Genomic DNA, 12,620 nt, shown 5'->3' on the forward strand with positions numbered 1-12,620 from the left:
CCTGCGAAGGGGGCCGTCCGGAACCGGCCCCGGTCGGTGTGCGTCGTCCCTATTCGCCCGCTGCCGGGGTCCACCACGTCAGGGTCTGGACGTCGTGGGCCGATGTCCAGATCCCCTCGGGCGTGTGGCGCAGCGCGCCGCTGCCCTCGGCCCGGCCGACCCGCGCGATGATCTCGAGCGTCCTCGCGTCGATCACCACGAAGGTCTGGTCCTCGGTGGTGCGCAGCCAGACCTTTCCCTCGCCCGTGTCGATATCGCCGTACAGCAGGGTCTCGCCCACTTCGGCCCGCCCGGTGATCTCGAGCGTGGCCGGATCGACCCGCGCGACCGTGCCTTCGCCCTGTTCCTGCACCCACACCGCACCCTCGCCCGCGACGAGGAAGCCCGGCTGCCTGCCCAGTTCGACGCTTCCGGTGACCGCGTTCGTGGCCGGATCGATCCGTTGCAGCAGGCTCTCGGCGCTGCTCACCGCCCATAGCGCCCCTTCCCCGAAGGCGAGGAAGAAGGTCCCGGCCGCGACATCGACCTGCGCCTCGACCTCGTTGCTGGCCGGGTTGATCCGGGCGATCGTGCCGTCGGCATCGCTCGGCACCCAGACCGATCCCGCACCGGCCACGACATTGGTTTCGCCGCGCGGATTGGCGATGCCGGTCTTGAGGATCGTCTCGACCTCGCCCGTCCTGGTGCCGATGCGGTAGAGGTTGGCATCGGCGCAATTGGCCACCCAGAGCGAGCCGGCCAGGATCGCCATCGTGCCGCACGGCCGGGGAATCGGGACCGATTCGGCAAGCCCATCGCGCGACCATTGCTCGACCCGCCCGTCATTGGTCACCCACACCCTGTCGCCGTCCACTGCGAGGAAATCGGCGAAACCGGGCACGTCGATCGCCTGTTCGGTGAACCGCGCGCCGGGCGCAGGGGCGGTTTCGGCCTGCGGAGCCTGCGTGCAGGCCGCCGCGAGGGCCACCACGGGCATGAGCGAACAGGCGGTCTGGCGTTTCATGGGCACTCCCTCGGACGGCCGCCGCAACCCCCGCGGCGGTTTGACCGAAAGGCATAACGATAATACCAATCGGGGCAAAGGTAATAATTTTTCGGATGGACATGGGAAGCGTTTGCGGCAATGCTGCACCCGCGAAAGGAGCTGCCATATGGTGAACGGGGTGCGCGGCATCGGCGCTTTCATACTTCTGGGATGCGCCGCGCTGCTGGCAGCGTGCTCTTCCGAAGCGGAAGAGGCGGGGGGAAAACAGGCCCGGTTCGACATCGGCTGGTCGATCTATGCCGGCTGGATGCCCTGGCCCTATGCCGACCAGGCCGGCATCGTCGACAAGTGGGAAGAGAAATACGGCATCGAAATCAACTTCGTGCAGGTCAACGACTACGTCGAATCGGTGAACCAGTACACCGCCGGCCAGCTCGACGGGGTGACGGTGGCCAACATGGACGCGCTGACCATCCCGGCCGCCGGCGGCAAGGATACGAGCGCGATCATCGTCGGCGATTATTCCAACGGCAATGACGGCATCCTGCTCAAGAACGGGAGCGATGTCGCGGGCCTCGCGCAGAGCGAGGTCTATCTGGTCGAGCTGTCGGTCTCGCACTACCTGCTCGCCCGCGCGCTCGAAGGCGCCGGGATGCCGATGAGCGCGGTGCGGACGGTGAACACGTCGGATGCGGACATTGCCGGCGCCTTCTCCTCCTCGCAGGTCGACGCGGCGGTGGCGTGGAACCCGCAGCTGATGACGATGAAGGAAGTGCCGGGGGCGAACCTCGTCTTCAGTTCCGCCGACATCCCGGGCGAGATCGTTGACCTGCTGGTGGTCGATACCGGGACGCTCGCAGCCAATCCCGATCTCGGCAAGGCGCTGGCGGGCATCTGGTACGAGACGATGGCGCTGATGCGGCGCGACGACGAGGAAGGCCGCGCCGCCCGCGCGGCGATGGCGGCGCTCGCCGGGACCACGCCCGAACTGTTCGAACGGCAGCTTGCGACGACCTTCCTTTACGCCGACCCGGCCGATGCGGTCGCCGCGACGACCGACGAGGCGCTGGTCGAGACGATGAGGAAGGTGCGCGATTTCAGCTTCTCGCAGGGCCTGTTCGGACAGGGCGCGCGTTCGGCCGATGCGGTCGGGATGGCCTTTCCCGGTGGCCGGACGCTCGGCGATCCCGACAATGTCACGCTGCGTTTCGACGAGACCTTCATGCAGATGGCCGCGGACGGAAAGCTGTGAGGCGCGCCGCGGCGCTGCCGGGCGGGGCGTGAGCGGATCGTGATGCGCTGGCTGACAGGCGAGGGCACGGGCAGCCCCAATCGCTGGCTGGGGGCGGTTCCCATCGCGCTGATCGTCCTCGTCTATCTCGTCATGGCGGGCGAGCGCAACGCGATCAATCCCAACGACAAGCTCCTGCCGCTGCCCGGCGCGATGATCGACGCATTCGGCGCGCTGGCGTTCGAGCGCGATCCGCTGTCGGGCCGCTTCCTGTTCTGGGCCGATACCGCGGCGAGCCTGCAGCGGCTTGGCCTAGGGCTTGCCATTTCGACGGGGATCGCCCTGCTTTTCGGCCTGCTGCTGGGCGTGCTGCCGCTGTTCCGGGCGACCTTCGGCGCGCTCATCACGGCGATCGCGGTGATCCCCCCGATCGCGCTGCTGCCGATCCTGTTCATCACCTTCGGGCTGGGCGAGACGGCCAAGGTCGCGCTGATCGTGGTCGGCATAGCGCCCTTCATGGTGCGCGACATCGCCGCCCACATCGTCGCGCTCCCGCGAGAGCAGATCATCAAGGCGCAGACGCTGGGCGCGAGCACCTGGCAGCTCATCCTCCGGGTTGCCCTGCCGCAGGCCATGCCGCGGCTGATCCTGGCGCTTCGCCTGTCGCTGGGCCCGGCCTGGGTGTTCCTGATCTCGGCCGAGGCGATCGCGTCGGACATCGGGCTGGGCTACCGCATCTTCCTCGTTCGCCGCTATCTCGCGATGGACGTGATCCTGCCCTATGTCGCGTGGATCGCGCTGCTGGCGGCGGTCATCGACCTGCTGCTCGCCTTCCTCGCCCGCCGCGCCTTTGCCTGGGCGCACGGAGAGAGCCATTGAGCGCTGTCCTCGCCCTGTCCAACGTGTGGGTCGAATATGGCGACAAGGTCGTGCTCGAACGGATCAACCTCGACATCGAGGAGGGCTCCTTCCTTTCGGTGATCGGTCCCTCGGGCGCGGGCAAGAGCAGCCTGCTGCGGCTCGTTCTCGGCCAGACCGCGCCGACGCGCGGCAGGATCATGCTGGACGACGCGCCGCTCAAGCCCGAATGCGGGCCGGATCGCGGGGTGGTGTTCCAGCGCTATTCGGTCTTCTCGCATCTCACGGTCCTGCAGAACACGATGTTCGGGCTCGAATGCGCCGAGGCGCCCTTCACTGCCCGCCTGTTCGGCAGCCGCCGGCGCGCGGCGCGCGAGAAGGCGGCGGAAATGCTCGCGGCGGTGGGGCTGGAGGACAGTCTCGATCTCTACCCCGCGCAGATGTCGGGCGGGATGCAGCAGCGCCTTGCGATCGCGCAGGCGCTGATCAAGCGTCCGCGCATCCTGCTGCTCGACGAACCGTTCGGGGCGCTCGATCCCGGCATCCGCGCGGATATGCACGCGCTCATCACCCGGCTCTGGCGCGAATACGGGCTGACGATCCTGATGGTGACGCACGACATCCGGGAAGCCTTCGCCCTCGGCACGCGGGTCCTCACGCTGGACAAGCCGCGCATCGATCCCCACGCTCCCCAGCGTTTCGGCGCGACCGTGATCTACGACATCCCGCTCACCCGCAAGACCCGCGAGGATGGCGCGAAGGCGCTGCCGGACGGCTCCGCCGGGGAGCCGGGATCGAAGGGGGCACCCCCGGCGGGCGGGCCGATTATTACTATTGACAGAAATCATAATAATTAGGAGAGGACAACGACCATGCCCAGCGACCCGACCAGCCTCGCCCGGCTCAGCATGAGCCTTCCGGCCGAGCTCCTCCAGCAGCTCGACGCGATGGTGGAGGAGCGCGCCCTGCCCTCGCGCTCGCAGCTGATCGCCCAGCTGATCCGCAACGCGCTCGCCGAACACGAGGCCGAATTCCGCCCGGAAGAGACGCTCGCGGGGACCGTGACCCTCGTCTACAGCGCCGATCACGGCAATGTCCGCCAGCAGCTTTCCGCAACCCAGCTCGATTACCTCAAGGAGGTGATTTCCTCGCAGCACGTCTTCCTCGAGGACGACCAGTCGCTCGAGGTCCTGCTCGTCCAGGGCCCGGCGCAGCGGCTCGAGGAGCTGTGCAATGCCCTGCGCCGCGTGCGCGGCGTGCGCCAGCTCAAGCTGGTGACGACGACGGCGCTGCTGCCCCCGCTGCACGAGCAGGACGAGGCGTCGGGCAAGGGAGCGGACGACCGAGCAGAGGAGGCTGCCGCATGAACGAGAGGCTCGCCGATCCGATGGCGGCGCGCGAACACGCCCGCGCGATGGCGGGAACCGTGGTCGAGGCCATGCCCAGGCTGCCCCCGGATGCGGACGACCTTCCCGATGGCGTGGACCGGGCGGACCTTCTCTGGGAAGAAACGGTCGCCGCGGGCGGATACGCCTCGCGCCTGCTGAAGCGCGGAACGAGGCTGCGCCTGATCGACCGCGATGGCGATGCCTGCGCGGCGTTGATGATCTTCAACGCGGAAATGCCGACCGAAAGGCTCAATGTCGCCGATACGGTCAAGGTCCAGTGGAACGCCTATCTCGAGGGGGGGCGCCTGCTGCTGTCCGACATGGGCCGCGTCCTGATGAGCATCATCGCCGACGACGCGAGGACGCACGACGCCTTCTGCGGCACGTCGAACGCCGCGACCAATGCGGCGAAATACGGCGAAGGGCGCAACAGCGGCGCGTTTCCGAACGGGCGCGACCGGCTGCTGATCGGGGCGGCGAAGCACGGCCTGCAGCGGCGCGACGTCCATCCCTGCATCAACCTGTTCAAGGGCACGCGGATCGAGCCCGACGGATCGATCACCCCGCTCGTCGGCCCGTACGAAGCGGGGCGCACGGTGGTGTTGCGCGCGGAGATGGACGTGATCGTCGTCATGGCGAACGTGCCCCACGTGCTCGACCCGCGGACGGACTATTCGGTCACCCCGCTGCGGGTGACGGCATGGCGCGGCGAAGCGACGCCGGAAGGCGACCCGGTCCGCAACGCGACGCCCGAAGGCCAGCGCGCCTTCCTCAACGTCGAAGACTATTACCGCCGATAGCACAGGAGGCCGCAAGCCGATGACCTCGACCGGAGGAAGCGAGAACCTGCCCGGCAGGATCATCCACGACGAGATCGTGCCCGCCCGCGCGCCGTGGATCCATCACGTCAAGGCCGGCGAAACGCTCAGGATCGTCGATACCGAAGGCAACCAGGCGGTCGACTTCCTCATCTACAGCGCCGCCGACGACACCGAACGGTACAGCGCGCAGGACACGGTCGCCGCGCAGGGCAACATCTTCCTGCGGGAAGGAAGCGTGCTGCGATCGAACGAGGGTCGGCCGATGATGACGATCACCGGGTCGGCGGTCGATTATCACGACACCATCGGCGGCGCGTGTTCATGCGAATCGAACACGCTGCGCTACGGGCACCACACGCGCGCCCAGCACGCCTGCGTCGAAAACTTCCTCGAGGCCAATCTCACCGAGGGGCGCGGCAAGCGCGACATGGTGCCGAACGTGAACTTCTTCATGAACGTGCCGGTAGAGGCGGACGGGACGCTCGGCATCGTCGACGGCATTTCCGCGCCCGGGCTGTTCGTCGATCTCAGGGCCGAGATGGACGTGGTCGTGGTCGTTTCGAACTGCCCGCAGATCAACAATCCCTGCAATGCCTTCAACCCGACCCCGATCCGCATGATCGTCGCGGCATGAGGGCGGACAGCGTCCTCGTCGCCAACCGGGGGGCGATCGCGACGAGGATCATCCGCACCCTGAAGGCGATGGGCCTGCGCTCGGTCGCGGTCCATTCGGAGGCCGATGCCGAAAGCCTCCACGTGCTCCAGGCGGACGAGGCATACTGCATCGGCCCCGCTCCGGCGGCGGAAAGCTATCTCGATGCCGATCGCATCATCGCGGTCGCGCGCGAGGCGGGGGCGGGACTCATCCATCCGGGCTACGGGTTCCTCGCCGAAAATGCGGATTTCGCGGAAAAATGCGCCGGGGCCGGCATCGCCTTCATCGGCCCGACGCCGGAAAACATCCGCACCTTCGGGCTGAAGCACACGGCGCGCGATCTCGCCGAGGCGAGCGGGGTTCCCCTCGCACCCGGCACGGGCCTGCTGGCCGATGCCGCCGAAGCCGTCGCCGCCGCGCGGGACATCGGCTTTCCCGTCATCCTCAAGGCGACCGCTGGCGGCGGCGGGATCGGGATGCGGATCTGCCGGAACGAGAGCGATATCGAGGATGCCTTCGCCAGCGTCGCGCGGCTCGGCAGCAGCAATTTCGGCGACGGCGGGGTCTTTCTCGAACGCTACATCGCGCGCGCCCGGCACATCGAGGTGCAGGTCTTCGGCGACGGGGCGGGGCGCGTCATGCCGCTGGGCGAACGGGACTGCTCGCTCCAGCGGCGCAACCAGAAGGTGGTGGAGGAAGCGCCCGCCCCGCTGCTCGACGAGGCGACGCGCGGCGGCCTGACCGGGGCCGCGGTGCGGCTCGCGCAGGCGGCGCGATACCTTTCGGCCGGGACGGTCGAATTCCTGTTCGATGCCGAGCGGGGCGACTTCTACTTCCTCGAGATGAACACGAGGCTCCAGGTCGAGCACGGCGTCACCGAGGAGGTCATGGGGATCGACCTCGTCGAATGGATGATCCGCGGCGCGCGGGGCGATTTCGCGATGCTCGAGCGCGACCCGCCCGAACCGCGGGGGCACGCGGTGCAGGTGCGGCTCTATGCCGAGGACCCGGCGCTCGATTACCGGCCGACCTCGGGCACCCTCACCGAAGTCCGGTTCCCCGAGGGCATCCGCGCGGACACGTGGTGCGCCCCCGGCAGCACGGTGAGCGCGTGGTACGACCCGATGATCGCCAAGCTGATCACCCACGCGCCCACGCGCGCGGAGGCGATCGCGGCGATGCACGACGCGCTCGGCAAGACCCGGCTCGACGGGATCGAGACCAATCTGCGCTGGCTGCGCGATGTCGTGCGCCATCCCGATTTCCTCGCCGGGACCGTTTCGACGAAGATGCTGGGCCGGATCGAATACCGCCCCGCGAGCGTCACCGTCATCTCCGGCGGCACCGCGACGAGCGTGCAGGACTGGCCGGGGCGCGAGGGTTACTGGGCGGTCGGCGTGCCGCCGTCAGGGCCGATGGACGACCTTTCCTTCCGGCGCGGCAATCGCCGCCTCGGCAATCCCGAAGGCACCGCGGGGCTCGAGGTGACCTTCAACGGGCCAACGCTGCGGTTTGCGAGCGCAGCGCGGATCTGCCTTGCGGGGGCCGATTTCGGGGCGACGCTCGACGGCGAGGCCGTGCCGCGCGACGAGCCGGTCGATGTCTCGCCGGGACAGACGCTCGCGCTCGGCCGGGTGCGCGGGGCGGGGGCGCGCGGTTACATATTGTTCGCAGGCGGGCTCGACCTGCCCGCCTATCTCGGCAGCCGCGCGACCTTCGCGCTCGGCCAGTTCGGCGGCCACGCGGCGCGCACCCTCGTCGCGGGCGACACGCTGCACCTCGCGGGTGGCGGGACCGGAGCGCCCGAAAACCTCGAACCAATGCCCGAATTCGACGGCAAGTGGAGCCTGCGGGTCATGTACGGCCCCCATGGCGCGCCCGATTTCTTCACGCCAGGCGACATTGCCGCCATCCTCGAGGCGGAATGGAAGGTCCATTACAACAGCAACCGCACCGGGGTCCGGCTGGTCGGTCCGAAACCGCGATGGGCGCGCAGCGACGGGGGCGAGGCGGGCCTCCATCCCTCGAACATCCACGACAATCCCTATGCCATAGGGGCGCTCGATTTCACCGGGGACATGCCGATCATCCTCGGCCCCGACGGACCTTCGCTGGGCGGCTTCGTCTGCCCCTTCGTCGTGATCGCGGCCGACCGCTGGAAGATCGGCCAGCTCGCGCCCGGCGATCGCCTGCGCTTCGTCCCGATCGATCTCGCCGGGGCGGAAGCGATCGGCGAGCGGCAGAAGCGGGGGTATGCCGCACCTCCCGCGCTCGTTTCCGGGCGCGGCGAGGTGGGCGGGCTCGACCCCGTCCTTGCCAGGATAGCCGGTTCGGGCAACCGCCCGGAGACGGTCTATCGCCAGCAGGGCGACCGCAACATCCTCGTCGAATACGGGCCGATCGTGCTCGATCTCGAATTGCGGATCAGGGTTCATGCGCTGCTGACGCGGCTCGAGGCGATGGCCCTGCCCGGGGTGATCGACATGGTGCCCGGGATCCGTTCGCTCCAGCTGCATTTCGACGGCGAAAGGCTCGATCAGAAAGGCGCGCTCGCCGCGCTCATGGAAGCCGAGCAGGAGCTGGGCGATCTCGACGATTTCACGATCCCCTCGCGCATTCTCCACCTCCCCCTCAGCTGGCGCGACCCGGCGACGATCGAGGCGATCGAGAAATACATGGCCGCGGTGCGCGACGACGCGCCGTGGTGCCCGGACAATATCGAGTTCATCCGCCGCGTGAACGGCCTCGCCGACGCGGATGCGGTCAAGGACATCGTGTTCGATGCGAGCTATCTCGTCATGGGTCTCGGCGACGTCTATCTCGGCGCGCCGGTGGCGACGCCGGTCGATCCGCGCCACCGGCTGGTGACGACGAAATACAACCCCGCACGCACCTGGACCCCGCCCAATGTCGTCGGGATCGGCGGGGCCTACATGTGCATCTACGGCATGGAAGGGCCGGGCGGATACCAGTTGTTCGGGCGCACCATCCAGGTCTGGAACACCTATCGCCAGACCGACGCCTTCCGCGAGGACCGGCCCTGGCTGCTGCGCTTCTTCGACCAGATCCGCTTCTTCGAAGTCAGCGGCGACGAACTGGCCGAATGGCGACGCGACTTTCCGACCGGGCGGCGTTCGATCGAGATCGAGCATTCCGAATTCAGCCTCGCCGAACACCGCGCCTTCCTCGCCGAGAACGCCGGATCGATCCGCGCCTTCGAGGAACGGCGCGCCGCCGCCTTCGCCGCCGAACGGGGCCAGTGGGAGCGCGACGGGGAATTCGACCGGATCAGCGAGCTGGTCGAGGAGGGGGCGGGCGCCTCGGGCGAGGCAGCCGAGATCGAGCTTCCCGCCGGCACCGAACTGGTCGAGGCGCCTTTCGGCGGGAGCGTGTGGAAGCTGCTGGTAAGCGAAGGCGACGACATCGAGGCCGGGACCACCATTGCCGTGATCGAGGCGATGAAGATGGAAAGCCCGCTCGAAAGCCCGGGCAGCGGGCGGGTCGAGGCGGTCTACATCGCGGAACGGCAGGCGCTCGAACCGGGCGCGCCGATCCTGGCCCTGAGGAAGCGCGCATGAGCGGCGCGGCCCGGACCCCGGCCCCTGCCCCGGCCCATTCCCCGTCCCGTCAGCGCGCCCGCGAGATCGCCGCCGCGGTCAATGCCGGGGACGCCAGCGCCGAGGCGGTGATGCGCGATGCGCTGGCCCGCATCGCGGCCTATGACCTCATCCAGCCGCAGACGTGGATAAGCCGCGCCGATGACGAGGCGCTGATCGGGGCGGCGCGGCGGATCGATGCGCGCCTTGCCGCGGGAGAATCCCTGCCGCTTGCCGGGGTGCCCTTTGCCGCGAAGGACAATATCGACGTGGCTGGCCTGTCGACCACCGCGGCCTGTCCCGCCTTCGCCTATCGGCCCGAACGCTCCGCCACGGTCATCGAAAGGCTGGAACGGGCCGGGGCGATCTGCGTCGGCAAGACCAATCTCGACCAGTTCGCGACCGGCCTCGTCGGCACGCGCAGCCCCTACGGCATCCCGCGCAACGTCTACAACCGCGCTCACGTCAGCGGCGGGTCGAGTTCGGGCTCCGCCGTCAGCGTCGCCGCCGGGCTCGTCCCGATCGCGCTCGGCACGGATACGGCGGGTTCGGGCCGCGTGCCCGCCGCGTTCAACCATCTCACCGGCTTCAAGCCGAGCAAGGGCCGCTGGAGCACGCGCGGGCTCGTCCCGGCCTGCCGGACGCTCGATTGCATCACGGTCTTCGCCCACGATCCCGCCGATGCGCGCCTCGTCGACGGCATCCTCGCCGGGTTCGATCCCGAGGATCCCTATTCGCGCGAAGCCGCGGAGCGCGCCCTCGACATCCGGCGGATCGGCGTCCCGCGGCGCGGCCAGCGGGCATGGTTCGGAGACGCAGAATCGGAACGTCTCTACGACAGCGCGCTTGCCCGACTCGGGAGCATGGCCGAGCTCGTCGAGATCGACACCGCCCCGCTCGATGAAGCGGCGAGCCTGCTTTACGGCGGGCCTTGGGTGGCCGAACGCAGCGCGGCGGTCGAAGACCTGCTGCGGAGCGATCCCGGGCAGATCGAACCGACCGTCCGTTCGCTGCTGGAGCCCGGTCTCGCGATCACGGCGGTCGATGCGTTCAAGGCGATGTACCGCCTCGCCGAACTCGCCCGGCAGGCCGAGGACATGTGGCGCAAGGTCGACATGCTCGCCTTCCCTACCGCCCCGCGCAGCTACCGCGTCGCCGAACTTCTGGCCGAGCCGGTCGCGCTCAACAGCCATCTGGGGCGATACACCAATTTCGTGAACCTGCTCGACATGGCCGCGATCGCCGTGCCCGCGGGGGCGCGCGCGAACGACACCGGGTTCGGCATCACGCTGATCGGTCCCGCCCACAGCGACACAGCGCTGATCGCGGCGGCCGAAGCATACCTTTCGGCGGCGGACCTGCCCGGTCCGCCCGCACTCGATCTGGAGGGAAAGATGGAAAGCGTGAAACTTGCGGTCGTCGGAGCGCATCTCAAGGACATGCCGCTGCACTGGCAGCTCGCATCGCGCGACGCGCATTTCGTCGGCGCGTTCGAGACCGCGCCGACCTACAGGCTCTACGCCATGGCGGACAGCGTCCCGCCCAAGCCTGCGCTCGTCCACGACGAAACCGGCGGCGCGATCAAGGTCGAGGTCTACGAACTCGATTGCGCCGCCTTCGGCAGCTTCGTCGCCGAAGTGCCCGCCCCGCTCGCCATCGGGACCGTGACCCTGTCGGACGGCACCAGCGTCAAGGGGTTCGTCGCCGAACCGCGCGCGACGAAAGGTGCCGAGGACATCACCGCGCTCGGCGGCTGGCGGGCCTATGTAGCGCGCGGAAAGGAATAGAAAATTTCAGCGGGCACCGAGCGAAGAGCAGCAAAAGTGCCACACCCTACCAATTTCCGTAATGTTACGATTGACCCGGTCGGTAATATCGTTAGACTTTCATGAAAGCGCAGACGCAGACATAGCGCAAACAGCCATAACCAAAATCGTCCGCGGGAGAGATGTCGTTGAAGGGACCGGTTCGACCGGCCCTCTCGGCGACGGCTCTGCTGCGAATTTGCATTTGAACGGGGAAAACCGAATGAGCGGGACACGCGTCGGAAACAGGATCATCGGGGCGGAGGCCCCGGTCACCGTGGGCTGGGAAAACATCGGCCGCGTCGAAGGCGGCCCGCTCAAGCAGCTGGTCTTCACCTATTTCCAGCCGTTCTTCCTGTTCGCGGTCGTCGCGTTCTGGTACTGGGCCCCCAACGAAATCGCCGTGGCATCGACCGCGTTCATGATCGCGGTCGGCTTCAAGATCCTCCTGCTCGCGCTCGAATGGGTCAATCCGCGCTACGACAGCTGGCGGCTGACGTGGAAGGAATTCGCCACCGACCTGTTCTACGTCGGCCTCGGCTACACCGTGCTGCGGATGGTCGATGTCTACATCGGCGACACGGTCATGATCGAGGCGATCCAGGGCGCGTTCGGCTGGGACAAGGTCGCGTGGTTCACCACGATGCCGCTGCTGGTGCAGGCGATCGCGATTTCGATGATCTTCGATTTCGGCCAGTACTGGATGCATCGCGGGATGCACAACTGGTACCCGCTGTGGCTGACCCACGCCCCGCACCACTACATCACCCAGCTCAACATCAACAAGGGCTCGGTCGGCAATCCGGTCGAACTCTTCCTGATCGGTCTCGGCATCGGCGGGTTCTTCGACTTCCTGCCGCGCGCCTTCCTGATCGCGGGGGCGATCGGGCTGACGGTCGCGACCTACCAGCACATCAACGTGCGGTTCAACACGCCGGCCTGGTGGCGCTTCATTTTCAACACGACCGAGCATCACAGCGTTCACCATTCGCAGGATTACGAGGCCACCCGGAGCAATTATTCGGGCACCTGGATCCTATGGGACCGGCTGTTCGGCACCTGCGTCGATGGCGAGGCGGAAGTTCTCGGCATGGAAGGGGGGCGCCGGATGGATATTCGCGAGACCATGCATTTCCCCTTCACCGAAGGGTACAGGACACTGAAGTCCAACCTCGCGCGGCGGATGGCGCGCGTGGCGGGACCGGAAAGCCATGAGCCGGCCGAGTAACCGGTCGCATCCACGTCGCCTCGCCCGGGGGCGGCCACCAGTCGAGAAGCACG

10 protein-coding genes are annotated in these 12,620 nt (G+C 68.0%); 9 read left to right on the forward strand and 1 reads right to left on the reverse strand.

Going from position 1 to position 12,620, the window contains the following annotated elements:
- Positions 1-49 precede the first annotated feature (49 nt).
- A complete protein-coding gene (locus BLU08_RS12810; RefSeq protein WP_233995989.1) occupies positions 50-1,003 on the reverse strand; it encodes a YncE family protein in 954 nt (317 codons plus the stop codon).
- A 148-nt stretch (positions 1,004-1,151) separates the two neighbouring features.
- Here BLU08_RS12810 and BLU08_RS12815 point away from each other — a divergent pair, with 148 nt between their 5' ends.
- From BLU08_RS12815 to BLU08_RS12855, 9 genes are all read left to right on the forward strand, one after another.
- Positions 1,152-2,237, forward strand: a complete 1,086-nt coding sequence (locus tag BLU08_RS12815; RefSeq protein ID WP_090200029.1) for a putative urea ABC transporter substrate-binding protein — start codon at positions 1,152-1,154, stop codon at positions 2,235-2,237.
- A 42-nt stretch (positions 2,238-2,279) separates the two neighbouring features.
- A complete protein-coding gene (locus BLU08_RS12820) occupies positions 2,280-3,095 on the forward strand; it encodes an ABC transporter permease (protein WP_090200031.1) in 816 nt (271 codons plus the stop codon).
- Positions 3,092-3,931, forward strand: coding sequence for an ATP-binding cassette domain-containing protein (locus BLU08_RS12825; protein ID WP_090200033.1), 840 nt, complete (start codon positions 3,092-3,094; stop codon positions 3,929-3,931). Before BLU08_RS12820 ends, BLU08_RS12825 begins: the two co-directional genes overlap by 4 nt.
- A gap of 15 nt (positions 3,932-3,946) precedes the next feature.
- A complete protein-coding gene (locus tag BLU08_RS12830) occupies positions 3,947-4,441 on the forward strand; it encodes a CopG family ribbon-helix-helix protein (protein ID WP_090200035.1) in 495 nt (164 codons plus the stop codon).
- Complete coding sequence (locus BLU08_RS12835) at positions 4,438-5,262, forward strand: urea amidolyase associated protein UAAP1 (protein WP_090200037.1); 825 nt, start codon at positions 4,438-4,440, stop codon at positions 5,260-5,262. The genes BLU08_RS12830 and BLU08_RS12835 overlap by 4 nt, the downstream gene beginning before the upstream one ends.
- A 19-nt stretch (positions 5,263-5,281) precedes the next feature.
- Positions 5,282-5,917, forward strand: a complete 636-nt coding sequence (locus BLU08_RS12840) for an urea amidolyase associated protein UAAP2 (protein WP_090200039.1) — start codon at positions 5,282-5,284, stop codon at positions 5,915-5,917.
- Entirely contained in the window at positions 5,914-9,516 is a 3,603-nt protein-coding gene (uca, locus tag BLU08_RS12845) for an urea carboxylase (protein WP_090200041.1), read from the forward strand. Before BLU08_RS12840 ends, uca begins: the two co-directional genes overlap by 4 nt.
- On the forward strand, positions 9,513-11,321 hold the full coding sequence (atzF, locus tag BLU08_RS12850; RefSeq protein WP_090200043.1) for an allophanate hydrolase: 1,809 nt from the start codon (positions 9,513-9,515) through the stop codon (positions 11,319-11,321). The genes uca and atzF overlap by 4 nt, the downstream gene beginning before the upstream one ends.
- Before the next feature lie 241 nt (positions 11,322-11,562).
- Positions 11,563-12,567: a sterol desaturase family protein gene (locus tag BLU08_RS12855; RefSeq protein WP_090200045.1), complete on the forward strand. Its 1,005-nt coding sequence runs from the start codon at positions 11,563-11,565 to the stop codon at positions 12,565-12,567.
- Positions 12,568-12,620 lie beyond the last annotated feature (53 nt).

This window comes from Erythrobacter sp. HL-111, from assembly GCF_900105095.1.
GTDB lineage: Bacteria > Pseudomonadota > Alphaproteobacteria > Sphingomonadales > Sphingomonadaceae > Erythrobacter.

Coding starts and splice junctions, on each gene's coding strand:
- BLU08_RS12810 (WP_233995989.1), bottom strand. CDS start 1,003: ATGAAACGCCAGACCGCCTGTTCGCTCATGCCCGTGGTGGCCCTCGCG.
- BLU08_RS12815 (WP_090200029.1), top strand. CDS start 1,152: ATGGTGAACGGGGTGCGCGGCATCGGCGCTTTCATACTTCTGGGATGC.
- BLU08_RS12820 (WP_090200031.1), top strand. CDS start 2,280: ATGCGCTGGCTGACAGGCGAGGGCACGGGCAGCCCCAATCGCTGGCTG.
- BLU08_RS12830 (WP_090200035.1), top strand. CDS start 3,947: ATGCCCAGCGACCCGACCAGCCTCGCCCGGCTCAGCATGAGCCTTCCG.
- BLU08_RS12835 (WP_090200037.1), top strand. CDS start 4,438: ATGAACGAGAGGCTCGCCGATCCGATGGCGGCGCGCGAACACGCCCGC.
- BLU08_RS12840 (WP_090200039.1), top strand. CDS start 5,282: ATGACCTCGACCGGAGGAAGCGAGAACCTGCCCGGCAGGATCATCCAC.
- uca (WP_090200041.1), top strand. CDS start 5,914: ATGAGGGCGGACAGCGTCCTCGTCGCCAACCGGGGGGCGATCGCGACG.
- atzF (WP_090200043.1), top strand. CDS start 9,513: ATGAGCGGCGCGGCCCGGACCCCGGCCCCTGCCCCGGCCCATTCCCCG.
- BLU08_RS12855 (WP_090200045.1), top strand. CDS start 11,563: ATGAGCGGGACACGCGTCGGAAACAGGATCATCGGGGCGGAGGCCCCG.